Source organism: Pseudomonas sp. RW3S2 (assembly GCF_014268955.1).
GTDB classification, from domain to species: domain Bacteria; phylum Pseudomonadota; class Gammaproteobacteria; order Pseudomonadales; family Pseudomonadaceae; genus Aquipseudomonas; species Aquipseudomonas wayambapalatensis.
The window spans coordinates 120095-146352 of the sequence record NZ_JABWRM010000013.1; the positions used below are offsets into that span (position 1 = coordinate 120095).

Genomic DNA, 26258 nt, shown 5'->3' on the forward strand with positions numbered 1-26258 from the left:
GATCGAGTCCTGTTTGCGTTTTGATGGCACCAGATTACCGACGATCGCTGAATTCAAGCTTAATGAAGCAAAAAGCCCGGCACAGGGCCGGGCTTTTTGCCGAACACGCCGATTCTACTGGTGATATTGCGCCGAGAACTCGTGCACGGCGTTGATGAACACACCGGCATGTTCCGGGTCCACCTCCGGCGTGATGCCATGACCCAGGTTGAACACATGGCCGCTGCCCTGCCCGTAGCTGGCCAGGATCCGCTGCACTTCGTTGCGGATCGCCTCAGGCTTGGCGTACAGCACGGTCGGGTCCATGTTGCCCTGCAGCGCGACCTTGTCGCCGACGCGACGACGGGCCTCGCCGATCTCGCAGGTCCAGTCCAGCCCCAGCGCGTCGGCACCGGCCTCGGCGATGCTTTCCAGCCACAGGCCGCCGTTCTTGGTGAACAGGATGACCGGCACCTTGCGCCCTTCATGCTCGCGAATCAGACCGCTGACGATCTTGCGCATGTAGGCCAGGGAGAACTCCTGATAGGCCGCTGCCGACAGCGCCCCGCCCCAGGTGTCGAAGATCTGCACGGCCTGGGCGCCGGCCTTGATCTGGCCGTTGAGGTAGCTGGTGACCGACTGCGCCAGCTTGTCGAGCAGCAGGTGCATGGCCTCGGGCTGGTCGTACAGCATCGCCTTGGTCTTGCGGAAGTCCTTCGACGAGCCGCCCTCGACCATGTAGGTCGCCAGGGTCCAGGGGCTGCCGGAGAAGCCGATCAGTGGCACGCGCCCGTTGAGCTCACGGCGGATGGTGCTGACCGCGTCCATCACATAGCCCAGGTCCTTGTGCGGATCGGGGATCGGCAGCGCCTCGATATCGGCCAGGGTGCTGACGACCTTCTTGAAACGTGGGCCTTCGCCCGTCTCGAAGTACAGGCCCTGGCCCATGGCATCGGGGATGGTGAGGATGTCGGAGAAGAGGATTGCGGCGTCGAGCGGGTAGCGGTCCAACGGCTGGAGCGTCACCTCACAGGCGAACTGCGGGTTCATGCACAGGCTCATGAAGTCGCCGGCATTGGCGCGGCTGGCGCGATACTCCGGCAGGTAGCGGCCCGCCTGGCGCATCATCCACACCGGGGTCACGTCTACGGGTTGCTTGAGCAGTGCACGCAGGAAACGATCGTTCTTCAGGGCAGTCATGTCGGCATCCAGCAAAAAAGTGCGGGCATTTTCTCAGACGCCAGCACAAAAGGCACGGCCAGGGCCATGCGTTTTGTCTATCGGGTGCGATGGATCAAGGTTTTTTGTATACAAAATGCATCGCGGGGCAAGCCTGCTCCTGCAAAGGGATGCGTGGTCCCTGCAGGAGCGGGCTTGCCCCGCGATAGCGATCGATCAGACTTCGAGGTAGTCCAGAATCCCTTCAGCAGCAGTACGCCCTTCGAAGATCGCCGTCACCACCAGGTCCGACCCGCGCACCATGTCGCCACCGGCAAAGACTTTCGGGTTGCTGGTCTGGTGCTTGAACTTGCCTTTCTCCGGAGCCACGACGCGGCCCTGGCTGTCCATCTGGATGCCATGCTGCTCGAACCACGGCGCCGGGCTCGGGCGGAAGCCGAAGGCGATCACCACGGCATCGGCCGGCAGGATCTCTTCGGAACCCGGGATCGGCTCGGGGCTGCGGCGGCCACGGGCGTCCGGCTCGCCGAGACGGGTTTCGACCACCTTGACGCCCTCCACCTTGTCCTCACCGACAATGGCGATCGGCTGGCGGTTGTAGAGGAACTTCACGCCCTCTTCCTTGGCGTTCTTCACCTCTTTGCGCGAGCCAGGCATGTTGGCTTCGTCGCGACGATAAGCGCAGGTCACGGCCTTGGCGCCCTGGCGGATCGAGGTGCGGTTGCAGTCCATCGCGGTGTCGCCACCGCCGAGCACCACGACCTTCTTGCCCTGCATGTCGATGAAGTCTTCTGGCGACTTCTCGAAGCCCAGGTTGCGGTTGACGTTGGCGATCAGGAAGTCCAGGGCGTCGTGCACACCTGGCAGGTCTTCACCCGGGAAGCCACCCTTCATGTAGGTGTAGGTGCCCATGCCCATGAACACTGCATCGTACTCGGCGAGCAGCTGTTCCATGGTGATGTCCTTGCCCACCTCGGTGTTCAGGCGGAACTCGATGCCCATGCCGGTGAAGACTTCGCGGCGATTGCTCAACACGGTCTTTTCCAGCTTGAACTCGGGGATGCCGAAGGTCAGCAGGCCACCGATCTCGGGGTTCTTGTCGAACACTACCGGCGTCACGCCAGCACGCACCAGCACGTCGGCACAGCCCAGGCCCGCGGGGCCGGCACCGATGATCGCAACGCGCTTGCCGGTCGGTTTGACCTTGGACATGTCCGGACGCCAGCCCATGGCGAAGGCGGTGTCGGTGATGTACTTCTCCACCGAGCCGATGGTCACTGCGCCGAACCCGTCGTTCAGGGTACAGGCACCCTCGCACAGACGGTCCTGCGGGCATACGCGGCCGCACACTTCCGGCAGGGTGTTGGTCTGGTGCGACAGCTCCGCCGCCGCCAGGATGTTGCCTTCGGACACCAGCTTCAACCAGTTGGGGATGAAGTTGTGTACCGGGCACTTCCACTCGCAATAGGGGTTGCCGCAGCCCAGGCAGCGGTGTGCCTGCTCCACGGACTGCTGCGGCTTGAAGGGTTCGTAGATCTCGACGAACTCCTTCTTGCGCTGGCGCAGCAGCTTTTTCTTCGGGTCCTTGCGGCCCACTTCGATGAACTGGAAGTCGTTGCTCAGACGTTCAGCCATTTTTCAAAACCTCTTAACAGCAGCTGCAAGCTACACGCTGCAAGCCGCAAGACGATCACTTAAGCCAGGCGAACCGCACGCTGCCTCTGCGTGCAGCTTGCAGCTCGCCACTTGCAGCTGCTCTTACTGCGGGTTGGCACGGGTGCTGGACAACAGTTGCTTCAGATTGGCCGCCTTCGGCTTGACCAGCCAGAAGCGCCGCACATAGTCGTCCAGGTTCTCGGAGAGCTCACGCCCCCACTCACTGCCGGTTTCTTCCACGTACTCGCCCAGGACCCGCGCCAGGTGGCTGCGGTAGGCCTCCATCGCCTCACCACTGATGCGCTGGATTTCCACCAGCTCGTGGTTGAGTTTGTCGACGAAGGTGTTGTCCATGTCGAGCACGTAGGCGAAGCCGCCCGTCATGCCAGAACCGAAGTTGTAACCGGTCTTGCCCAGAACGCAGACAAAGCCGCCGGTCATGTATTCACAGCAGTGATCACCGGTGCCCTCGACCACAGCGTGGGCGCCGGAGTTACGCACAGCGAAGCGCTCGCCCGCGGTACCGGCGGCGAACAGCTTGCCGCCCGTGGCGCCGTACAGGCAGGTGTTGCCGACGATGGCGCTGTGCTGGGTTTCGAACGGGCTGCCGGCAGGCGGCACGATGGTGACCTTGCCACCGGTCATGCCCTTGCCGACGTAGTCGTTGGCATCGCCTTCCAGGTGCAGGTTCAGGCCACCGGCGTTCCACACGCCGAAGCTCTGACCCGCCGTCCCCTTGAAGCGGAAGGTGATCGGGTTAGCCGCCATGCCCTGGTTGCCATGCAGGCGGGCGATCTCGCCAGAGATACGCGCACCGATGGAACGATCGCAGTTGCAGATGTCGAGGGCGAACTCGCCACCGGCCTGGTCGCGGATTGCCGGCAAGGCAATCTCGACCATCTTCTCGGCCAGTTCGCCCTTGTCGAACGGCGGGTTCTTGTCGACTTCGCAGAATTGCGGCTTGTCGGCCGGAATGTGCGAGCTGCCCAGCAGCGGCGTGAGGTCCAGGTGGTGCTGGCGCTCGGTGTCGCCCGGCAGCACTTCGAGCAGGTCGGTACGACCGATCAACTCGCCGAGGCTGCGCACGCCCAGCTTGGCCAGCCACTCGCGGGTCTCTTCAGCGACGAAGGTGAAGAAGTTGATCACCATGTCGACAGTGCCGATGTAGTGGTCCTTGCGCAGCTTGTCGTTCTGCGTGGCGACACCCGTGGCGCAGTTGTTCAGGTGGCAGATGCGCAGGTATTTGCAGCCCAGGGCGATCATCGGCGCAGTGCCGAAACCGAAGCTTTCGGCACCGAGGATCGCGGCCTTGATCACGTCCAGGCCGGTCTTCAGACCGCCGTCGGTCTGTACCCGCACCTTGCCGCGCAGGTCGTTGCCACGCAGGGTCTGGTGGGTTTCGGCCAGGCCCAGCTCCCACGGGGCACCGGCGTACTTGATCGAGGTCAGCGGCGAGGCGCCGGTGCCACCGTCGTAGCCGGAGATGGTGATCAGGTCGGCATAGGCCTTGGCCACGCCGGCAGCGATCGTGCCGACACCGGCTTCGGCCACCAGCTTGACCGACACCAGCGCCTGCGGGTTGACCTGCTTGAGGTCGTAGATCAGCTGCGCCAGGTCTTCGATCGAATAGATGTCGTGGTGCGGTGGCGGCGAGATCAGGGTCACGCCCGGCACCGCATAGCGCAGCTTGGCGATCAGGCCGTTGACCTTGCCGCCAGGCAGCTGGCCGCCCTCGCCGGGCTTGGCGCCCTGGGCAACCTTGATCTGCAGGACCTCGGCGTTGACCAGGTATTCCGGGGTCACACCAAAGCGGCCAGTGGCCACCTGCTTGATCTTCGAGCTCTTGAGGGTGCCATAGCGGGCCGGGTCTTCGCCGCCCTCACCGGAGTTGGAGCGCGCGCCCAGGCGGTTCATCGCCTCGGCCAGCGCTTCGTGGGCTTCCGGCGACAGCGCACCCAGGGAGATACCGGCAGAGTCGAAGCGCTTGAGGATCGCCTCCAGCGGCTCGATCTGGTCCAGCGCCAGCGCCTGATCGGCAACCTTGACCTTGAGCAGGTCTCGGATCATCGACACCGGACGCTGATCGACCAGCGTGGTGTATTCCTTGAACTTGGCGTAGTCGCCCTGCTGCACTGCAGCCTGCAGGGTGTTGACCACGTCCGGGTTGTACGCGTGGTATTCACCGCCGTGGACGAACTTGAGCAAGCCGCCCTGCTGGATCGGCTTGCGCGCGCTCCAGGCTTCGGCGGCGAGCAGCTTCTGGTCGCTCTCCAGGTCTTCGAAACGCGCACCCTTGATACGGCTGGACACGCCCTTGAAGCTCAGGCCGACCACTTCGTCCGACAGGCCGATGGCCTCGAAGAGTTGCGCGCCACGGTAGGAGGCGACGGTCGAGATGCCCATCTTCGACAGGATCTTCAACAGGCCCTTGGAGATGCCTTTGCGGTAGTACTTGAACACTTCATCCAGATCGCCCAGCACTTCGCCGGTGCGGATCAGGTCGGCCAACACCTCGTACGCCAGGTACGGATAGACAGCCGAGGCGCCGAAGCCCAGCAGCACGGCGAAGTGGTGCGGGTCACGGGCGGTGGCGGTTTCCACAAGGATGTTGCTGTCGCAGCGCAGGCCCTGCTCGGTCAGGCGGTGATGCACTGCACCAACGGCCAGCGAAGCGTGTACCGGCAGCTTGCCCGGCGCGATGAAACGGTCGCTCAGCACCAGCTGGGTCTTGCCGCTGCGCACCGCTTCTTCGGCCTGGTCGGCGATGTTGCGAATGGCCGCTTCAAGGCCGACATCCTGCTCGTAGTTGAGGTCGATCAGGTGACGGTCGAAGCCTTCGCGCTCCAGGCTCATCAGCGAGCGCCACTTGGCGGGCGAGATCACTGGCGAACTGAGGATCACTCGGGAGGCGTGCTCCGGGGACTCCTGGAAGATGTTGCGCTCGGCGCCCAGGCAGATTTCCAGGGACATCACGATCGCCTCGCGCAGCGGGTCGATCGGCGGGTTGGTCACCTGGGCAAACTGCTGGCGGAAGAAGTCGTACGGCGAGCGCACGCGCTGCGAAAGCACGGCCATCGGCGTGTCGTCGCCCATCGAACCGACTGCTTCCTGGCCCTGCTCGCCGAGCGGGCGCAGCACCTGGTCACGCTCCTCGAAGGTGACCTGGAACATCTTCATGTATTGCTTGAGCTGGTCGGCATCGTAGCTGGCCACGCCCTGGTCGTCGGTCAGCGTCGCCTGGATGCGGGTGGCGTGCTGACGCAGCCAGCGCTTGTAGGGGTGGCGCGACTTGAGACGGTTGTCGATGGCGTCGGTGTCGAGGATCTGACCGGTTTCGGTGTCCACGGCGAAGATCTGACCCGGGCCGACACGACCCTTGGCGATGACGTCCTCAGGCTTGTAGTTCCACACGCCGATTTCCGAGGCGAGGGTGATGTAGCCGTTCTTGGTGGTCACCCAGCGCGCCGGACGCAGGCCGTTGCGGTCGAGCAGGCACACGGCGTGGCGGCCTTCGGTCATGACGATGCCGGCCGGGCCGTCCCACGGCTCCATGTGCATGGAGTTGTATTCGTAGAAGGCGCGCAGGTCGGCGTCCATGGTCTCGACGTTCTGCCAGGCCGGTGGCACGAGCATGCGCACACCACGGAACAGGTCGATGCCGCCAGTGACCATCAGCTCGAGCATGTTGTCCATGCTGGAGGAGTCGGAGCCGACACGGTTGACCAGCGGACCGAGCTCTTCCAGATCGGGGATCAGGTCGTTGGCGAACTTGGTGCGACGGGCCATGGCCCAGTTGCGGTTGCCGGTGATGGTGTTGATCTCGCCGTTGTGGGCGAGGAAGCGGAATGGCTGTGCCAGCGGCCATTTCGGCAGGGTGTTGGTGGAGAAGCGCTGGTGGAAGACACAGATGGCGGTCTTCAGGCGCTCATCGCCCAGGTCCGGATAGAAGGCGGTGAGGTCCGCCGGCATCATCAGGCCTTTGTAGATGATGGTCTTGTGCGAGAAGCTGCAGATGTAGTGGTCGGCGTCGTGGGCGTTGGCCACGGACGAACGGCGACGGGCACTGAACAGCTTGATGGCGAATTCCTGGTCGGTCAGACCTTCACCGCCGATGAACACCTGCTCGATCTGCGGCAGACGTTCGAGGGCCAGGCGACCGAGCACGCTGGTGTCGATCGGCACTTTGCGCCAGCCGACCAGTTGCAGGCCGGCAGCGAGGATCTCGCGGTCCATGTTGGCGCGCGCAGCCTCGGCTTTCACAGGGTCCTGATTGAAGAACACCATGCCGACGGCGTACTGCTTGGGCAGTTCGACGGCAAAGTGCTCCTGGGCCACGGCACGCAGGAACTGATCGGGCTTCTGCATCAGCAGGCCACAACCGTCACCGGTCTTGCCATCTGCGTTGATCCCACCACGGTGGGTCATGCAGGTCAGGGCCTCGACGGCAGTTTGCAGAAGGTGGTGACTCGGCTCGCCCGTCATATGGGCGATCAGGCCAAAACCACAGTTATCCTTGAACTCTTCGGGATGGTACAGACCTGTTTTCATAGACACTTTCTCACCAGGTTCGCCTCTCAACCAAGGCAAATCTCTTTTTAGTACAACCACTTACCATCCACGCCGATCGAATGCCAGCTTTTTTGCGGTGGGTATAGGGAAACCATTGTTGCACAGCGACAGGGAGGCCCACAAATTTTCACGACGAATCGTTGAAAGTTTATGTCGCATTTTTGAATGTTTTTGCGTCATGCGCCGTGATAGCGGCTTGACTCGAGTCTGAAGCGTTTCAGCCGTGACTGCAACAGAAGGCTTGTGGCCGGCAGTCTGGGACAGAAAAGCCTGCCGCGCATCAGCACAGCAGGCTTTGTCGAGTCCGGGATTCGCTCAGCAACTGGGCGGCGGGGGTGGTGCCGCCCGGAAGGATCAGCGGGCCGTGGCCAGCTCTTGTTGAACGCTGCCGACGGTACGAGGCCAAGGTTTACCAGCCTGGACCTTCGCTGGCAAGTTCTTGATTGCCGCAGCTGCGGCATCGCGGCTGCCGAAGTTGCCGTAGGTCACCACGTACAGCGGCTTGCCCTGCAGGGTTTTCTTGAAGTAGCGATAGTCGCCACCCTGCTCCCTGACGAACGATTGAGCAGCGGATTCATTGCTGGTACCGAACACCTGAACCACATAGTTGCCCGGCTTCTGGCCGCTGTACCAGCCGCTGTTGCCTGCGCCTCCGACGGCGGGTTTCTCGGCAGCCTTGGCTGCGGGCTTGGCGCTGGCCACCTGGGTCGGAGCCGGCGCTGGCTTGGCAGCAGGCGCAACCGGTTTTGCCGGCTGGGTTGCGACAGGTTTCTGTGCAGGCGCAACCGGCTGGGCAGGCACGCTGGCTACTGGCTGGGCTGGAGCAGGTGCAGGGCCAGCAGCGACACCTTGGGGCGGCGCAGTCGTGGTGACGGTGGGAGGAACGGCAGCCGAAGGCGCTGAAGGCTGCAGTGCAGTATTACCGGCAGGGCCAGCCTCGTCACCATCGCCCATGCCTGCGGCCTGGGCCAGCGGCTCACGCATGACCGGCTGCGACTGCCCCACCAGCGGCAGCGGCATGGGCTGCGACGAACCGGAGAATTCGACGGTCGGGCCGCCATTGCCCGACTGCCCCAGTGGCAACTGGGCCTGGGCAGCAGGCGCGTCGGTCGGCGCCTTGTCGCCTTTCTTGGGCATCAGGACCGCGGCAGCGACAGCGACCACAACGACAGCGGACAGCGCGAGCACATGTTTCTTAGGCATTTTGAACCCCATGGATGGTCGCTTTTCCGTACTGCGGGTAGCGATCATGGCTTCGATCAAGGTATCGCGGGCAACCTGGTTGATGTTTCCTGGCCAGCCGTCGGAGTTTTCGTGGATATCGGCGATCTGTTCGGCGCTGAACACCTCAAGGCCCCGGCCAGCACCTTCCAGACGCTGCTCCAGATACTCCCGAGTCTCTTCTTCGCTGTAGGGGGCAAGCTCGATGATGTGGAAGCGTTCTTCCTCGACACTGAGTTCGTCCAACCCGGCAATCAGCGAAGGCTCACCGAACAGGAACACATGCGGGCGCCCTTCCGGAACGCCTGCCGCCAGCTCCAGCAACGCTTGGAGTGCCGACTCGTCGAGTTGTTCCGCATCGTCCACCAGCAGATAGACTTCCTGCCCGGTCAGAGCCAACTGGACGACCTGGGACAGGATCGCCTGCACTTCCGGTTGCGCGACGTTCAGCGCCTGGGCTACCTGGCCCAGCACGCTGGCAGCATCGCTTGCGCCGCGCGCAGAAACGACCACGCTCTGCACCGACTGCTTGTTGGTGCTGGCCACCAGGGCCTGGCGCAGCAGGGTCTTGCCGCTGCCCAACGGGCCGGTCACCACCAGCATCAGGTGGCTGTAACGCGCCAGGTGATGCAGTTGGCCCAGCACCGGCTTGCGCTGGGCAGGGAAGAACTTGAACCCGGGCACCCGAGGTGCGAACGGATCGTGACTCAACTGGTAGTGATCGAGGAACGCCTCATCGGCATGCAAACTGGTCATCGCGCTGTCACAACCTCAAAGCTGCGCCACGATCGCGCGGTAATCCGCTGCAAGCGTGGCCTGAAGAATCTCTTTCGGATAGTCGTCGGTGATCACGGCCTCGCCCATCTGGCGCAACAGCACCAGGCGCAGGCGTCCGTCGAGCACCTTCTTGTCGACCGCCATATGTTCCATGAAATGCGCCGGGGTCATTTCCTGTGGGGGCACCACCGGCAAGCCTGCATCCTGCAGCAGGCGAATTCCGCGATCACGCGCCGACTGGTCGATCCAGCCCAGGCGCATGGACATCTCCAGGGCCATGACGGTCCCGGCAGCGACGGCCTCGCCATGCAACCATACCCCGTAACCCATGTGGGTTTCGATGGCATGGCCGAAGGTATGGCCGAGGTTCAGGGTGGCACGCACACCGGACTCACGCTCGTCGGCGCCCACCACCGCCGCCTTCGCCGCACAGGAGCGGCGGATGGCTTCGGTCAGCGCCACGGAATCGAGCTTGCGCAGCGCCGCCATGTTGTCTTCCAGCCAGCCGAGGAATGGCTCGTCGCAGATCAGGCCGTACTTGATCACTTCAGCGAGACCTGCCGACAGCTCGCGGGGTGGCAGGGTACGCAGGCTGGTGGTGTCGATCAGCACCGCGTTGGGCTGATAGAAGGCACCGACCATGTTCTTGCCCAGCGGGTGGTTGATGCCGGTCTTGCCACCAACTGACGAATCCACCTGGGACAGCAGCGTGGTCGGCACCTGGATGAAGTCGACACCTCGCTGGTAACAGGCCGCGGCAAATCCAGCCATGTCGCCGATCACTCCGCCGCCCAGCGCGACCACAGTGGTGCGCCGATCATGGCGGGCCGTGAGCAGGGCATCGAAAATCAGCTGAAGAGTTTCCCAGTTCTTGTGGGCTTCGCCGTCAGGCAGCACCACTGGTAGCACCGACCAGGCGCCGAGCGTCTTGCTCAGCCGCTCGAGATACAGGGGCGCGACGGTTTCGTTGGAGACGATGGCGACCTGCCGTCCGGCAATGTGCGGCGCCAGCAGCTCGGGCTGGTCCAGCAGGCCCTCGCCAATGTAGATCGGATAGCTACGTTCGCCCAGATCGACCTTCAATGTCTGCATGTATCCCCACAATATGCTTTGGCGCGGCCTTGCCTGAGCGGCCAGCGCGGTAACGTTCAACCTCGCCCCGGCGTTGGTCGCCGAGGATAGTCCCGGCTCAGCGGGGCGGCAACTGCTGCAAACGCTCGAGAATATCGAGCACGACCATGCGCGGTGGCCGTTCGTCGGTTTCCACCACGAGGTCGGCGATCTCGCGATAGAGCGGGTCGCGGGTTTCCAGCAATGCACGAAGCGTGGCTTCCGGGTTGGCGGTCCGCAGCAGTGGGCGGTTGCGATCACGCGCAGTGCGGCCAACCTGCTGTTCCACCGAAGCATGCAGGTAGATGACACGCCCGCCCTTGTACAACGCCTGGCGATTGGCTTCGCGCATCACCGCGCCGCCACCGGTTGCGACAACCACGCCGTCGAGCTCGCAGAGCTCGGCAATCATCGCCTGCTCACGATCACGGAAGCCCGGCTCGCCTTCCTTGTCGAAGATCCACGGGATGTTGGCGCCGGTTCGCAGCTCGATTTCCTTGTCGGAATCCTTGAACAGCAGGCGCAGCTCTTTGGCCAAAAGGCGCCCGATGGTGCTCTTACCGGCGCCCATGGGCCCTACAAGTATCAAATTTCGCACAGAATCAACGACTCACAGCTATCGCCCGGTCACCCATGATACGCGGAGTCAGGAAGACCAGCAGCTCAGATTTTTTCTCTTGTAATGCATCGCGTCGAAACAGCCGTCCAACATACGGCAGATCGCCAAGAAATGGCACCTTGTCCACCACATTGTTATGCGACGTCGAGTACACGCCACCAATCACAATCGTCTCGCCATCGGCCACTCGCACCTTGGCGTTGACCTCGTTCTTGCGGATCGGCGGCACATCGTTGAGGGCATTGAGGTAGTCCGGCTCGTCCTTGGTCACCCGCACCGCCATGATGACCTTGCCATCCGGGGTGATCTGCGGCGTGACCTCCAGTGACAGCGATGCCTCGCGGAATGCCACGGAGGTTGCACCGCTCTTGCTCGACTGCTGGTACGGCACTTCGGTGCCCTTGAGGATCCGCGCGGTTTCCTTGTCGGCAGTGACCACCTTGGGCTGGGAGATGATCTCGCCATTGCCGCTTTTCTCCATGGCACTGAGCTCCAGGTCAAGCAGCACATCGCCACGCACCAGCCCCACTCCCACGCCAGAGGTCGCCCCCTGCGCGCCGAGATCGACAAACAGCTCACCGGCGGGCCGCCCTGGCATACCACCCAGCCCTGCTCCCCAGCGAATCCCGAGCACGTTCTCATAATCGACGTTGGCCTCGACGATCCGGGCCTCGATCATTACCTGGCGCACCGGCACATCCAGGTGCGCCACCAGTTGCCGCAACTCGGCCAGGCGCGCGGCAGACTGGGTGGCGATCAGGGTGTTGGTCCGCGAGTCCACGCTCAAGCTGCCGCGCCCTGCTGCGGGGCCGTCATCCGCCAGGCTCTCCAGCAACAGTTTCGCCAGGTCGGACGCATCGGCGTGATGGATCGGCAGCAACTCCCGACGCAGCGGCTGCAACTGCGCCTCGAGTGCCTGGTCGATGCGCGCCTCGCGCGACTGCTCGGCGAGCTCGGCAGCGGGCGCGACCAATAGCACGTTGCCCTCCTCGCGCCTGGCCAGCCCCCGGCTGCGCAACACCAGGTCCAGCGCCTGGTCCCAAGGCACCTCGTGCAGCCGCAGGGTGACATTGCCCCGCACCGTGTCACTGGCCACCAGGTTGATGCCGGCATAATCGGCTAGCACCTGCAGTACCGCACGGACCTCGACGTCCTGGAAGTTCAGCGAAAGCGGCTCACCTTTGTACAGGGGCTCCGCCATTGCCCGTAGCGCCAGCAGCATCGCCATGATGCCGATCAACAGTCTCTTCACGTTCGCTCCTTGCGCCTGTGCGCCTGCTTAACGTCAGGTAGCTCGAATGCTGTTGCCACTCGCCACCATTGAACAGCCGCTCGCTGATCTCGACCTGATCCTGGTCGACCTGTATCACTTCACCCTCTTCACGGCCCAGGCGGTCCCCCTTGGCAACCCGGTAAACACGCCCGGCCCAGCGCACCAGCGCCTGGGTTTGCCCTGCGCGGGACAGGCTGCCAACCATCTCCAACTGCTCCAGTGGCACCCCCGCCAACCCCTCCACATGCCGACGCGACGACCAGGGTGCAAACGGGTCCAGCTCCGGCGCCCGACCGATCGGACCCGCGGGCTCATCGGCCAGCGAAGCGGGCACCGGCAGCGTCTCGCCGGCATGAAATGCCTGCACTGACACTTGAAGCTGCAATAGCCCCGGCCGGTCTGCTGCAGGCTCCAGTTGCAAACGGGTCACCTGCAGCAGGCGCAACTGCCCCAACCACTCGCCCAGCCAGGGACGCAGGGCGGCATAGCGCCCACTCACCTGCATCTGCAAGGGCACCTGGCGGTAACCCTGCGCCTCGACGCCCTCTTCCACGTCGAGGCGCTCGAAAACCAGGCCGTAGGTGCGTCCCGAAACCGCCAACTGGTCGAGCAGATCGCTCATGCTCTCGCCACCCGACAATCGCCAGCGCGCATCCCGCAGCCGCTTCTCCTCGCTGGCCAGCGCCGCCTCGGCGTCATCCAGCGCCAGGACCTGTTGCTCCCGCGCCTGCAACAGCCGCCGCTGCTCGACTTCACTCGCCACGCCTTGACGGTAGGCTGCGCGCACCTCCTGCAGACGAAGCTGATAGCCGCAGGCCAGTACCAGCAACACACCAGCGGCCACGACCGCGCCCCTGTACATACGCGAGCGCCCGGCCATCTCGTGCCAGCCCAGCACCTCTGCAATGCGCATCCTCAGGAGGCCACCACCCGGGCAACGAGTAAAAATGCGTCGCCACCCGCGCGCGCGATGACGTGCTTGAGCTCAAGGTCCAGGAGTACCGGCGAGCGCTGCAGGTCGCGCATGAACTGGGCCAGCACAGCAGCAGAAACCGCCAGGCCATTGACCTGCAGACGATCGCCCTGCACGTCCAGGCGGGTCAGTTGCATCCCTTGCGGCATCGCCAGCTCGATCTCGATCAACAGCTGCGGCACGCCGTGCTGCGACGAGCGCAGCCCACCCAGCGCATCGACCTGACTACGCAGGCCCGCGTGCGCCTCGCGCAGTTGCTCGAGACGTGCCACTTGCCCATCCAGCCACTGCAACTGCTGCTGACGCTGCACACCGGCAGCGGCTTGCTGCTTCAGGCGCAGATGGGCGAACCGATCGACCAGCATGACCACGACAAAAGCTGCGAACAGACTGCCCAGAAACACCAGCTGGAAGTTGCGCAGCGCCACCAGACGCTGGCGCTCACGCCAGGGCAGGAGATTCAGGCGCAGGTTCATTGCGCACCTCCCAGGGCGAGGCTGAGGGGCAGGACCAGGGCACTGCAGTGGTCTGGCAGCGAACCCGCGTGGACACCCTGCGGGCAAACCTGCTCACAGGGGAACCCGAAATGCCGCGCCAGCGACCGCACGCAAGCATCCGTCGCCGCCCCGCCGCCGACCATCAACCCGGCAGTCAGCTCGAAGGGGCGATCCCCCTCCAGCAAGCTCTCGACGCGCGTCAGAAATTCTGTCGTCCCTACGCCAGGCTCGATCCTCTGCGCCTTGCGCCAAGGCATGGGGCCATCGGGCCAGCCATGCAGGGTCAGGCTGTCGGCCTCGACCTGCAGCAGTGGCCGACAGTACTCGACGGCCTGCAAACGACGCAGCGCCAGGCCGTCCAGCTCGACGACAACCACCTCCAGGCCTGCCGCCTCGAATGGCTGCAACAGAGGCTCCAGGAAGCTCTGGCGAGCGGCCCCGACCAGTACATCGAGCATGTCCGGTGCCTGCTGCGAAGTACCAAGCACCTGAAAGTCCAGGGCCAGATCGTCAATCGGGAACGGGAAAAGCCGCTCGGCATCAGCCAGCAGACGCGCCTCTCGTTCGGACTCCGCCAGCGCGGCGGGCAACTGGCCCACCTTGCAGATCACCTGCGAGCCGGGCACGGCCAGCGCAACCCGTCTAGACCGGCTACCACAACGATGCCACGCCTGACGCAGGGCCATCGCCTGCACTTCAGTATCGACACCGCCCCGCTGGATCGGCTCGACCGCCCAGGCAGTCAGCTCATGGCGCCCTCGTCGCCGCTGTAATTCAACAATCCTCACCGAATCGGAGGCAATTTCCACCCCCAATACTGAACCGGCATCCCTGCCAAAGCGTCCAAGCATCGCTGCTCCTTTTCATGACCGTGGCAAACCCTTGCCATCCGGGGCGATTGCGCCCCTTGCCCCGACCGACCGATGACCCGGCGGGGCGAAAATGCTTATAATGCCCAGCGTTTTTCCCCGGCCGCCGGGCCTGCGTGCACTCCACTTCTCAACCTGGACACCCAAAAGCCTTGATACGCCTGCTGAAGTTCTTCTGGTGGTCTTTCGTCGCCGTCATCTGCGCGCTCGTGCTCGGTCTGAGTGGTGCGTTTCTGTATCTTAGTCCCAGCCTGCCTTCGGTCGACTCGCTCAGAAGCATCCAGTTGCAGATCCCCCTGAGGGTGTACAGCAGCGACGGCAAACTGATTGCCGAGTTTGGCGAAATGCGCCGCTCGCCGATTCGTTTTGCGGAAATTCCCCCACAGTTCATCCAGGCGCTTCTGTCAGCCGAAGACGACAATTTCCTCAATCACTACGGGGTCGATCCGAGCAGCCTGATGCGCGCCGCGACCCAGTTGGTGAAATCCGGTCATATCCAGACCGGCGGCAGCACCATCACCATGCAGGTGGCGAAGAACTTCTTCCTCACAAGCGAGCGCAGCTTCTCGCGCAAGACCAACGAGATCCTCCTGGCGCTGCAGATCGAACGCGAGCTGACCAAGGACGAAATCCTCGAGCTGTACGTCAACAAGATCTACCTGGGCAACCGCGCCTACGGTATCGACGCCGCCGCGCAGGTGTACTACGGCAAGTCGATCCGCGATGTCAGCCTGGCGCAGATGGCGATGATCGCCGGCCTGCCGAAAGCCCCTTCGCGCTTCAACCCGCTGGCCAACCCGGTGCGCGCCAAGGAGCGCCGCGACTGGATCCTCGGCCGCATGTACAAACTCGGCAAGATCGATGAGGCCAGCTACCAGGCCGCCCTCGCCGAGCCGCTGAACGCCAGCTATCACGTACCGACACCTGAGGTGAATGCGCCGTTCGTCGCCGAAATGGCCCGCGCCGAAATGGTCGGCCGCTACGGCAGCGATGCCTATACCGAAGGTTTCCGGGTCACCACGACCGTGCCCAGCGACACGCAGGAAATCGCCAACAAGGCAGTCCTCAACGGCCTCTCCCAATACGACGAGCGCCACGGCTACCGTGGTCCCGAAGCGCGCTTCCCAGGCAAGACCCGCGCCGCCTGGCAGCAGGAACTGGGCAAGCAACGCACCCTCGGCGGCCTGGAACCGGCCATCGTCACCCAGGTGGACAAGACCGGCCTGAAAGTCATGACCCGCGGTGGCCAGGACGAAGACGTGGCCTGGGACACGATGAAGTGGGCCCGTCCGTTCATCAACAGCAATGCCCAGGGTCGCACGCCTCAGTCGCCGGCCGACGTCGCGCAGATCGGCGACCTGGTGCGCCTGCAACGCCTGGACGACGGCAAGCTCAAGTTCAGCCAGGTGCCGGGCGCCCAGAGCGCACTGGTCACGCTTGACCCGAACAACGGTGCAATCCGCGCCCTGGTCGGTGGATTCTCGTTCGAGCAGAGCAACTACAACCGCGCCATGCAGGCCAAGCGCCAGCCAGGCTCCAGCTTCAAGCCCTTCGTCTATAGCGCTGCGCTGGACAACGGCTACACCGCCGCCAGCCTGGTCAACGACGCACCGATCGTGTTCGTCGACGAATACCTCGACAAGGTCTGGCGTCCGAAGAACGACACCAACACCTTCCTCGGCCCGATTCGCATGCGCGAGGCGCTGTACAAGTCGCGCAACCTGGTCTCGATCCGCCTGCTCCAGGCGATGGGGGTCGACCGCACCATCGACTACATTGCCAAGTTCGGCTTCAACAAGCAGGACCTGCCGCGCAACCTGTCGCTGGCATTGGGTACCGCAACGCTCACCCCGATGGAGATCGCCACCGGCTGGAGCACCTTTGCCAACGGCGGCTACAAGATCAACCCATACCTGATCGAGCGCGTCGAAAGCCGCAACGGCGAAACCCTGTTCACCGCCAACCCGGCACGCGTCCCCCAGGGCAACCAGGACCAGGCCGGCATCGCCGCGCCCGAAGAGCCGATCACCACGCTCCCACAACCGGGCACCGCGCCTTCGGCACTGGGCCAGATCGCCCCGCCACCGCAAACGCCGGCCATCGCCGAGCGTATCGTCGATGGCCGTACCACCTACATCCTGACCAGCATGCTGCAGGATGTGATCAAGCGTGGTACGGGCCGTCGCGCCCTGGCCCTGGGCCGCAGCGACATCGCGGGCAAGACCGGTACGACCAACGAATCCAAGGACGCCTGGTTCTCCGGCTACAACGCCGACTACGTGACCACGGTCTGGGTCGGTTTCGACCAGCCTGAAACACTTGGTCGCCGAGAATATGGCGGCACCGTTGCACTGCCGATCTGGATGGACTTCATGGGCCCGGCACTCAAGGGCAAGCCTGAACACGCACCGGCAGAGCCTGAGGGCATCCTCAGCCTACGCGTGGATCCGGTCAGCGGTCGCGCGGCGACGCCAAGCACGCCGAACGCCTACTTCGAGCTGTTCAAGGCCGAGGATTCCCCACCGTCGGTGGATGAGCTGGGCAACGGTGCAGCACCGGGCAGCCCGCTGCCGGCCGATGAAGCGGCGCCGATGGATCTGTTCTGAATGGTGATTTGAACCTGTAGCAGCGGCCTTGTGCCGCTTCTACAGGTGGAGCGGCCATCTGTAGAACAGCGGCCAATAAAAAGCCCCGACTCTCGCGAGCCGGGGCTTTTTCATGTCGCTACAACGGTATCAGCCGTTGAACACGTCATCCACGCTCTTGAGCGGGTAGTGCTTCGGATACGGCAGGGTCGCCACACCGGATTCGATGGCGGCCTTGGCCACGGCATCGGAAACGACGGTGATCAGGCGAGCGTCCAGTGGCTTCGGAATGATGTACTCACGACCGAATTCCAGACCTTCGACGCCGTAGGCCTCGCAGACTTCCTTCGGAACCGGCAGTTTGGCCAGGTCTTTCAGGGCGACGGCGGCGGCGATCTTCATTTCTTCGTTGATGCGCTTGGCGCGAACGTCCAGGGCACCACGGAAGATGAAGGGGAAGCCCAGTACGTTGTTGACCTGGTTCGGGTAGTCGGAACGACCGGTGGCCATGATCACGTCGCTGCGAGTGGCGTGAGCCAGCTCTGGAGCGATTTCCGGATCCGGGTTCGAGCAGGCGAACACGATCGGGTTGGCAGCCATCGACTTCAGGCCTTCCGGGCTCAGCAGGTTCGGGCCGGACAGGCCAACGAACACGTCAGCACCTTCCAGCGCGTCAGCCAGGGTGCGCTTGTCGGTGGCGTGGGCGAACTGCGCCTTGTACTGGTTCAGGTCGTCGCGGCCAGCGTGGATCACGCCGCTACGGTCGATCATGTAGATGTTCTCGACCTTGGCACCCATGCTGACCAGCAGCTTCATGCAGGAGATGGCGGCAGCGCCGGCACCCAGGCAGACGATCTTGGCGTCTTCGAGCTTCTTGCCTGCGATTTCCAGGGCGTTGATCATGCCGGCCGCCGTCACGATGGCGGTGCCGTGCTGGTCATCGTGGAAGACCGGGATGTCGCACTGTTCGATCAGGGTGCGCTCGATCTCGAAGCACTCAGGTGCCTTGATGTCTTCGAGGTTGATGCCACCGAAGGTGATGGAGATGCGGCGAACGGTGTCGATGAAAGCCTGTGGGCTTTCCGACTCGACTTCGATGTCGAACACGTCGATACCGGCGAAACGCTTGAACAGAACACCCTTGCCTTCCATGACTGGCTTGGAGGCCAGCGGGCCGAGGTCACCCAGGCCGAGGATGGCAGTACCGTCGGAGATCACAGCGACCAGGTTGCCCTTGCCGGTGTATTTGTAGGCCAGCTCCGGATCACGGCCAATTTCGCGTACCGGCTCGGCGACGCCTGGGCTGTAGGCCAGGGCAAGGTCACGGGCGGTGGCGGTTGGCTTGGAGAGTTCGACGCTCAGTTTCCCCGGGCGAGGTTGAGCGTGATATTCGAGAGCGGCGGTTTTCAAGTCTGACATGGTGGGCATTCCGCTTGTTTACTGTTCTGACGGACCGCCGAGGATACGCAAAGAGCCGGGAAGCGACAAGACTGCCCGGTCACATGTGTCAAGGCCCTTGGCCTACGACTTTACGCTACAACCCGCGGGGCTTACGACCTTGAGTGTGTACAATCCAGGGCCATAATGTCTACAACTATTTTTTCCCCGAAATCCGCTCCAACATGCTCGGATCGGTCAGTGGCAACAGCCAGCGTCGCTGGCCAGGCTTGAGCCCGCCCTTGCGGGAACGGTCCAGCACCCAGCCGCGCGCCTCGACCTGATGCCCCTTGAGATTATCGAAGAAACTGTCGGGGAAGGCGCGTTGCAGACGAGCGGGGACCTGCACCACCACAGCCTCGTCAAGCTCCAGCCAGACGCCGCCTCGATTGCGATCGATCGCGCTGACCCTGCCGCCGATCACGGCGAATCCGGATTGCCTCAGGCGCCCTGCAGCGATGACCGGCGACTGCCGCCAGAGCCCGAGGCCACCCGCGCGCGCGACCTGCTCGGCCTGTTGTTGGCAACCGACCAGACGGACGTTGGGTGCCACCGCAACGCGATAGGCCAAGCCTTCACTGAGCAGCTGCGCTTCAAGATTGTCGCCATTACGGCCATAGATGTGCGCCAAGGTGCGCCCGTACTTGTCCCTGGGCTCCACACCCGGCACCAGCCCCACCTGGCCATCACTGGCCTGCACCAATGCCTCCAGCCGCCGCCTGGCCGCCTCGGCATAGGGTTCGCTGGTGCGCCCCTTGCGCCCGATCTCCGGTGCATTGATGCCAATCAGCCGTACGCTGCGGCCATCCCCCAGACGCACGGTATCGCCATCGACGACCTGACGCACCGTCACCGACTGCACCGCCTCGGGTACCGGGCAGAAGGCCTGCGCGGGAACATGCCAGATTGCGCCCACAAAAAAGGCGCCCACGAGGGGCGCCTTCTTTTGCAGCAATGCGAAACCCGAAGGGCTCGCCGTGCGCATGATTACTTCTTGGTACCGAACATACCGAAGCGATCGGCGAACTTCTGTACGCGACCACCGGTGTCCAGGACCTTCTGCTTACCGGTGTAGAACGGGTGGCAGAGGTTGCAAACGTCGATCGCCAGGGTGTCGCCCAGGGTCGAACGGGTTTCGAATTTGTTGCCGCAGCTGCAGGTGACAGCAACTGCTTCGTAGTTCGGATGAATATCGGCTTTCATGGTCACTTCCTCGAGCTGCGTGCCGCCACCCAACACCAATTGTTGAATACCGCACGTAATTAGGCGGCGAATAATACCAGACCTTCAGGCCAGCGCAAGTTGTCGCTTGCACCGACCGTCGTCTGCTAGGCTCGTGCGATTCCCGACCAGCTACGAAGACTTGCCGCGTGTCCGACGTCATCCTGCGCCTTGCCCTGCCCTCGCCCCTGCGTCGCCTGTTCGACTACCGGGCCCCGGCCGCCATGGCACGCCAGCAACTGACACCAGGCATGCGCATCCGCGTACCGTTCGGCCGGCGCGAGATGATCGGTGTACTGGTGGAGGTCTGCGAGCAGAGCGAAGTACCTGCCGACAAGCTCAAGCCGGCGAGCCAGTTGCTCGACCCGGTCTCGCCGCTGCCTCCGGCGCTGTTCAAGCTGTGCCTGTGGACCGCCCACTACTACCAGCACAGCCTGGGCGACACCCTGAGCTGGGCGCTGCCGGTGCTGCTGCGTCAGGGCGAGGCGGCTGAAGTTCGCCAGGAGCGCTTCTGGCATGCCACTCCCGGCGCGCGTCTGGACGACCCACGCATCGCCCGCGCGCCGCGCCAGAAAGAGGCCTTGCAGGCCCTCGCCCAGCACCCTCATGGCGTGGCCCACAGCGTGCTGGCCAAACTCGGCCTGAACAAGGATAGCCTCGACCTGCTGCTGGCCAAGGAACTGGTGCAGGTCGAGGTGCGTCGGCATCTGCCGGCACCACGCCATGACCGCTGGCTGGCCCAGCCGGAACTGCCGCTCAACGACGAGCAGAGCGCCGCCTTCCAGGCCGTACGTGCAGGCTTCGGCAGCTTCCATGCCTTCCTGCTGGCCGGTGTCACCGGCAGCGGCAAGACCGAGGTCTACCTGCAGCTGATTCGCGAAACCCTGGAAGCCGGAAAGCAGGCGCTGATCCTGATTCCCGAAATCAACCTCGGCCCGCAGACCCTGGCGCGCTTCGAGCAGCGCTTCAATGCCCGCATCGCCCTGCTGCACTCGGCGGTCAACGACCGCGAGCGCCTGGACGCCTGGCTGGCGGCCCGCGATGGCGAGGCCGACATCATCATCGGCACACGCTCGGCACTGTTCACGCCCATGAAGAACCCGGGCCTGATCATCATCGACGAAGAGCACGACGGCTCCTACAAACAACAGGAAGGGCTGCGCTATCACGCCCGCGACCTGGCCGTGGTTCGCGCACACCAGGAGAACATCCCGATCCTGCTGGGGTCGGCGACACCTTCGCTGGAAAGCCTGCACAACGCCCACAGCGGGCGCTACGGCCTGCTGCGCATGAACCAGCGGGCCGGCGGCGCCCGCCCGCCACGCTTCATGCGCCTGGACGTGCGCAGCCTGCCGCTGGACAGCGGCATCAGTGGCCCGCTGCAGCAGGCCATCGGCCAGACCCTGGCAGCCGGCCAGCAAGTGCTGGTGTTCCTCAACCGCCGAGGCTTCGCCCCAACCCTGCTGTGCCATGACTGTGGCTGGCTGTCGGAATGCCCGCGCTGCGATGCACGCATGACCGTGCATCAGCGCTCCGGCGTACTGCGCTGCCACCACTGTGGTTATGACGAACGCCTGCCCCTGCAATGCCCGCAATGCGCCCACGTCGACCTGCGCCCAGTCGGTGCCGGCACCGAGCGCGCCGAAGAGCGCCTGAAAACCCTGTTCCCCGATTACCCCGTCCTGCGCGTGGACCGCGACAGCACGTCGCGCAAGGACGCCATGCATCATTTGTTCACCACCATCCAGCGCGGCCAGCCGAGCATTCTGGTCGGCACACAGATGCTCGCGAAGGGGCATCACTTTCCGCGGGTAACCCTCGTGGCCATCCTCGATGCCGATGGCGGACTGTTCTCGGGTGATTTCCGCGCCAGCGAGCGCATGGCGCAACTGATCGTTCAGGTCGCCGGCCGTGCCGGGCGGGCCGAGGAGCCTGGCAAGGTGATCGTGCAGACCCACCTGGCCGAGCATCCACTGCTGGTGCAACTGACCGAGCAGGGCTATTTCGCCTTCGCCGAGCAGGCCCTGAGCGAGCGTCGCGCCGCTGGCCTGCCGCCCTTCTCGCACCTGGCCCTGCTGCGCGCCGAAGCGCACAAGCCCGGGCAGGCGGAAGCCTTTCTCGACGAGGCCTGCGCCGCCGCAGAGGCCGTGCTGGCCGAGCAGGGCTTGACCGGCATCGAGTTGCTTGGCCCGGTACCAGCCCCCATGGAGCGCCGCGCCGGGCGCTTCCGCGCGCAGTTGTTGATCCAGGCCAATGCCCGGGCGCCGCTGCATCGACTGATCAGCAGCTGGTTGCTAGTGTTGGAACAGATGCCGTCGGGGCGGCAGGTGCGCTGGTCGCTGGATGTGGACCCGGTCGATCTCTACTGAAGCCATGAAAGCCAGCGCAATCCTGCGCGAGCCGTAAAGGTTGGCAATCAAGCCCCGGCCACGGATAATGTTCCGTTTTTCCACCTGCGCATCGAAGCGCTGCACCGCGCTTGCGGTCGAAAAGAGAACCCGATGAAAGACACCATTCGCCAGCTGATCCAGCAAGCCCTCACCCAACTCGTCAACGAAGGTGTGTTGCCTGAAGGCCTGACGCCAGCGATCCAGGTGGAAAACGCCCGCGACAAGACCCACGGCGACTTCGCCAGCAACATCGCCATGATGCTGGCCAAACCGGCTGGCATGAAGCCGCGCGAGCTGGCCGACAAGCTGATCGCCGCCCTGCCTGCCAGCGCCGACATCAGCAAGGTCGAGATCGCCGGCCCCGGCTTCCTCAACTTCTTCCAGAATACCGACGCCCTGGCCAACCGCCTGAACGCGGCACTTGCAGACGCCCACCTGGGCGTGCGCAAGGCCGGCGCAGCGGAAAAAGTGGTCATCGACATGTCGGCGCCAAACCTGGCCAAGGAGATGCACGTCGGCCACCTGCGCTCGACCATCATCGGCGACAGCGTTGCGCGTGTACTGGAGTTCCTCGGCGACGAAGTGATCCGCCAGAACCACGTGGGCGACTGGGGCACCCAGTTCGGCATGCTGCTGGCCTACCTGGAAGAAAACCCCATCACCAGCGACGAGCTGTCGGACCTGGAAAACTTCTACCGCGCGGCGAAGAAGCGCTTCGACGAATCCGAAGACTTCGCCAACCGCGCCCGTGGGCTGGTGGTCAAGCTGCAGGCCGGCGACCCCGAGTGCATGGCGCTGTGGACGCGCTTCAAGGATATCTCGCTGTCGCACTGCCAGAAGACCTACGAACTGCTCAACGTCAAGCTGACCATGGCCGACGTGATGGGTGAAAGCGCCTATAACGCCGACCTCGCCAACGTGGTGGCCGACCTCAAGGCCAAGGGCCTGCTGGTCGAAAGCCAGGGCGCGCAGTGCGTATTCCTGGAAGAGTTCAAGAACACCGAAGGCGAGCCGCTGCCGGTGATCGTGCAGAAGGCCGACGGCGGCTATCTCTACGCCACCACCGACCTGGCCGCGGTGCGCTACCGCAGCAATGTGCTCAAGGCCGATCGCGCCCTGTATTTCGTCGACCAACGCCAGGCGCTGCACTTCAACCAGGTGTTCGAAGTAGCTCGCCGCGCAGGCTTCGTCGGGCACCCGATGAAAATGGAGCACATGGGCTTCGGCACCATGAACGGCGCCGATGGTCGCCCGTTCAAGACCCGCGACGGCGGCACCGTGAAGCTGATCGACCTGCTGAGCGAAGCCAAGGAACGCGCCTACGCGCTGGTCAAGGAAAAGAACCCGAGCCTGGCGGAAGACGAATTGCGTCATATCGGTGAAGTGGTCGGGATCGGCGCGGTGAAGTACGCCGACCTCTCCAAGCACCGGACCAGCGACTACAGCTTCAACTTCGAACTGATGCTCAACTTCGAAGGCAACACCGCGCCGTACCTGCTCTACGCCTACACCCGCGTGGCCGGTGTGTTCCGCAAGCTGGGCAAGGGTTTCGACGAAGTCGAGGGCGACATCGTGCTGCAGGCTGCCCACGAGCAGGACCTGGCCGCTCGCCTGGCGCAGTTCGGCGAAACGCTGAACAACGTCGCCGAAAAAGGCACCCCACACGTGCTGTGCAGCTACCTCTACGACCTGGCCGGCCTGTTCTCCAGCTTCTACGAGAACTGCCCGATCCTCGCCGCCGAAACCGCCGAACAGCAGCAGAGCCGCCTGCGCCTCGCCGCGCTGACCGGCCGCACCCTCAAGCAGGGCCTGGAACTGCTCGGCCTGGAAACCCTGGAGCGCATGTAAGTTGGCTGCCAAGAAAAAACCCGCGCCCAAGCGCGGCGCCAGCCGTCACCAGCCACCCGCCAAACAGCCGATCCCGGGCTGGGTGTGGCTGGCGGTCGGCCTGACCGTAGGCGCATTCATCGTCTTCCTGATGAAGCTCGAGCCCGGCGGCGACGACATCAAGCGTGCCAAGCCTGAACAGCAGAAGCCCGCCAAGGTCGCCGAGGCGACCAAAGGCACCGCGCCGACCACGCCGCAGCCGATCAAGCCCAAGTACGACTTCTACACGCTGCTGCCGGAGTCGGAAGTGATCGTGCCGCCCGAGGCGGTACCGGAAAAAACGCCGCCCGTGCCTGCCCAGCCGGTACAGCCCGCCACGCCGGTCACGCCAGCGGAAGCGGCAAAGATCGACACCGCCCGCGCCCAGGCGGCGCTGCTGGGCCAGACACCACCACCCGCACCACCGGTGATCAAACCCGCGGCCACGACACAGTTCTTCCTCCAGGCCGGCTCATTCCGCAAGGAGGCTGACGCCGACAAGGTGCGCGCGCAGATCATCCTGCTCGGCCAGGTGGTCAAGGTGGAATCGGGAACCGTGAAGGACGAGACCTGGTACCGCGTGCTGGTCGGCCCGTTCAGCAACCGCGAGCAGTTGACCGTGGCGCAGAAGCAGCTGGCCGGGGCAGGCTTCAACAACCTGCTGTTGCAGCAGCGACAGACCCGCCAATAACGAAAAAGGCCTTGCCGCACTGCGACAAGGCCTTTTTTCCAACGGCGTCAGCGCCGCCCGCTGTTGACCTCGGACACCTGGGTGTTGAGGGTCCAGAAGTCATACAGCACGCCAATCAGGAACAGACCGCCGGTAAACAGGTAGACCAGTGCGCTGATCCACTTGCCCTGGTAGAGCCGGTGAATGCCGAAGATACCCAGGAACGTCAGCAGCAGCCACGCCACGCTGTAGTTCACCCGCCCTGGCTGGAACCGCAGGTCAGCCTCGCGGTCCATGGACGGGATCAGGAACAGGTCGATCAGCCAGCCTATACCCAGCAAGCCCAAAGTGAAGAACCAGATGGTCCCGGTGATCGGCTTGCCGTAGTAGAAACGGTGCGAGCCGGTGAAGCCGAAGATCCACAACAGGTACCCGATGACCTTGCTGTGCGTGTCATGAAGCGGCGCACCCTGTTGATACGTATTCATTCAAAACCCTCGTGGGATAGCCGAAAATTTTCTAACGAAAAATGTGACTTTTTCGTTTTGCCCCGACGTATGGTACCCAGCCACACGACCAACGGATAAGGATTTGATCAAAAAGCTGTTATAAAGTTGCGCGCCGACACCTATAAACATCCATAAAGAGCTTCAACTATGCCGCCTTTCTTCAAGACATGGCTGACCCTCTGCCTATTGTTACCCCTGGCCGCCCACGCCACCAACCGTGAGCAACGACTTCCCAACGGATTCACCGGCTACACCACCAACGCCGATGCCTCCGTGAAACGCGCTCCAGCCAAGCAGGTCAGCCTGCGCGCGCGCCCGGCCAATGCCGCCAAGAACCACGCGCTCCAGGTCGCGGCGATGTCGCCCAAGCAGAGCAGCGAAGTACTCAGCCGCGCGGTCAATGTGCTCGGCACCCCCTACCGTTGGGGCGGCAGCACGCCCGGCAAGGGCTTCGACTGCAGCGGCCTGGTCAAGTATGCGTTCAACGATGTCGCCGATGTCGACCTGCCGCGCACGTCCAATGCCATGGCCCAAGGGCATGGCGTCAAGGTGGCGCGGGACGACCTCAAGCCGGGCGACCTGATCTTCTTCAACATCAAGAGCCGTCGGGTCAATCACGTTGCCATCTACCTGGGCAACGACCGCTTCATCCACGCGCCGCGTACTGGCAAGCGGGTGAGCATCGACAGCCTCGAGAAGCCTTACTGGCAGAAGCATTACGTGGTTGCCAAGCGGGTGCTGCCCAAGGAGCAACAGGCGCTGCGCCTGGCCAAGCGCTGATCTGGATACTCAGGGGCTCACTGGACTCTTCGCGGGCAAGCCCGCTCCCACGAACAGCGGTGAGGTATCTGTAGGGCT

General features: G+C 63.8%; 19 protein-coding genes. 5 read left to right on the forward strand and 14 right to left on the reverse strand.

The window, feature by feature from the left end; all coding sequences use genetic code 11:
* Positions 1–114: 114 nt before the first annotated feature.
* The 10 genes from hemE to pilM all read right to left on the reverse strand — a co-directional run bounded on the left by hemE (position 115) and on the right by pilM (position 14704).
* Positions 115–1179 (reverse strand): uroporphyrinogen decarboxylase, encoded by a 1065-nt coding sequence (gene hemE, locus HU748_RS18830; protein WP_186721467.1) that lies wholly within the window; start codon positions 1177–1179, stop codon positions 115–117.
* Between the two features lie 195 nt (positions 1180–1374).
* Complete coding sequence (locus HU748_RS18835) at positions 1375–2793, reverse strand: FAD-dependent oxidoreductase (protein ID WP_054891194.1); 1419 nt, start codon at positions 2791–2793, stop codon at positions 1375–1377.
* Positions 2794–2916: 123 nt separating this feature from the next.
* Positions 2917–7362, reverse strand: coding sequence for a glutamate synthase large subunit (gene gltB, locus HU748_RS18840; RefSeq protein ID WP_186721469.1), 4446 nt, complete (start codon positions 7360–7362; stop codon positions 2917–2919).
* A 375-nt stretch (positions 7363–7737) separates the two neighbouring features.
* Positions 7738–9360, reverse strand: coding sequence for an AAA family ATPase (locus HU748_RS18845; RefSeq protein ID WP_186721471.1), 1623 nt, complete (start codon positions 9358–9360; stop codon positions 7738–7740).
* A 15-nt stretch (positions 9361–9375) separates the two neighbouring features.
* The gene (gene aroB, locus HU748_RS18850; RefSeq protein ID WP_186708690.1) at positions 9376–10473 is read right to left on the reverse strand and encodes a 3-dehydroquinate synthase; all 1098 of its coding nucleotides are present in this window, start codon (positions 10471–10473) and stop codon (positions 9376–9378) included.
* A 97-nt stretch (positions 10474–10570) separates the two neighbouring features.
* Positions 10571–11089, reverse strand: coding sequence for a shikimate kinase AroK (gene aroK / locus HU748_RS18855; RefSeq protein ID WP_186665619.1), 519 nt, complete (start codon positions 11087–11089; stop codon positions 10571–10573).
* A gap of 4 nt (positions 11090–11093) precedes the next feature.
* Positions 11094–12338: a type IV pilus secretin PilQ family protein gene (locus HU748_RS18860; RefSeq protein WP_186721506.1), complete on the reverse strand. Its 1245-nt coding sequence runs from the start codon at positions 12336–12338 to the stop codon at positions 11094–11096.
* Entirely contained in the window at positions 12286–13296 is a 1011-nt protein-coding gene (locus tag HU748_RS18865; protein WP_186721473.1) for a pilus assembly protein PilP, read from the reverse strand. The genes HU748_RS18860 and HU748_RS18865 overlap by 53 nt, the downstream gene beginning before the upstream one ends.
* A 2-nt stretch (positions 13297–13298) precedes the next feature.
* Complete coding sequence (locus HU748_RS18870) at positions 13299–13832, reverse strand: PilN domain-containing protein (protein ID WP_186665617.1); 534 nt, start codon at positions 13830–13832, stop codon at positions 13299–13301.
* Positions 13829–14704 carry a pilus assembly protein PilM gene (gene pilM / locus HU748_RS18875; RefSeq protein WP_186721475.1) on the reverse strand — a complete coding sequence of 292 codons (876 nt, stop codon included), beginning with the start codon at positions 14702–14704 and terminating at the stop codon, positions 13829–13831. Before pilM ends, HU748_RS18870 begins: the two co-directional genes overlap by 4 nt.
* 170 nt (positions 14705–14874) lie before the next feature.
* Between pilM and HU748_RS18880 the strand changes: the two genes are divergently transcribed.
* A complete protein-coding gene (locus HU748_RS18880; RefSeq protein WP_186665615.1) occupies positions 14875–17328 on the forward strand; it encodes a penicillin-binding protein 1A in 2454 nt (817 codons plus the stop codon).
* A 129-nt stretch (positions 17329–17457) separates the two neighbouring features.
* Here the strand turns inward: HU748_RS18880 and HU748_RS18885 are convergent, their stop codons facing one another.
* The 3 genes from HU748_RS18885 to rpmE form a co-directional block, all read right to left on the reverse strand.
* Positions 17458–18726, reverse strand: a complete 1269-nt coding sequence (locus HU748_RS18885) for a malic enzyme-like NAD(P)-binding protein (protein WP_186665614.1) — start codon at positions 18724–18726, stop codon at positions 17458–17460.
* A 175-nt stretch (positions 18727–18901) separates the two neighbouring features.
* Positions 18902–19729, reverse strand: coding sequence for a thermonuclease family protein (locus HU748_RS18890; protein ID WP_186721477.1), 828 nt, complete (start codon positions 19727–19729; stop codon positions 18902–18904).
* 2 nt (positions 19730–19731) lie between these two features.
* Positions 19732–19947 carry a 50S ribosomal protein L31 gene (gene rpmE / locus HU748_RS18895; RefSeq protein ID WP_186665611.1) on the reverse strand — a complete coding sequence of 72 codons (216 nt, stop codon included), beginning with the start codon at positions 19945–19947 and terminating at the stop codon, positions 19732–19734.
* A 167-nt stretch (positions 19948–20114) separates the two neighbouring features.
* Between rpmE and HU748_RS18900 the strand changes: the two genes are divergently transcribed.
* The 3 genes from HU748_RS18900 (at position 20115) to HU748_RS18910 (ending at position 24912) form a co-directional block, all read left to right on the forward strand.
* Complete coding sequence (locus HU748_RS18900) at positions 20115–22334, forward strand: primosomal protein N' (protein ID WP_186665610.1); 2220 nt, start codon at positions 20115–20117, stop codon at positions 22332–22334.
* Positions 22335–22466: 132 nt separating this feature from the next.
* The gene (gene argS, locus HU748_RS18905; protein WP_186721479.1) at positions 22467–24203 is read left to right on the forward strand and encodes an arginine--tRNA ligase; all 1737 of its coding nucleotides are present in this window, start codon (positions 22467–22469) and stop codon (positions 24201–24203) included.
* 1 nt (position 24204) lies between these two features.
* Positions 24205–24912 carry an SPOR domain-containing protein gene (locus HU748_RS18910; protein ID WP_186665608.1) on the forward strand — a complete coding sequence of 236 codons (708 nt, stop codon included), beginning with the start codon at positions 24205–24207 and terminating at the stop codon, positions 24910–24912.
* A 47-nt stretch (positions 24913–24959) separates the two neighbouring features.
* On the opposite strand, the gene HU748_RS18915 is transcribed toward HU748_RS18910, so the two are convergent.
* Positions 24960–25379, reverse strand: coding sequence for a TM2 domain-containing protein (locus tag HU748_RS18915; protein WP_186721481.1), 420 nt, complete (start codon positions 25377–25379; stop codon positions 24960–24962).
* A gap of 168 nt (positions 25380–25547) precedes the next feature.
* Between HU748_RS18915 and HU748_RS18920 the strand changes: the two genes are divergently transcribed.
* The gene (locus HU748_RS18920) at positions 25548–26180 is read left to right on the forward strand and encodes an NlpC/P60 family protein (protein WP_186665606.1); all 633 of its coding nucleotides are present in this window, start codon (positions 25548–25550) and stop codon (positions 26178–26180) included.
* Positions 26181–26258: the final 78 nt, after the last annotated feature.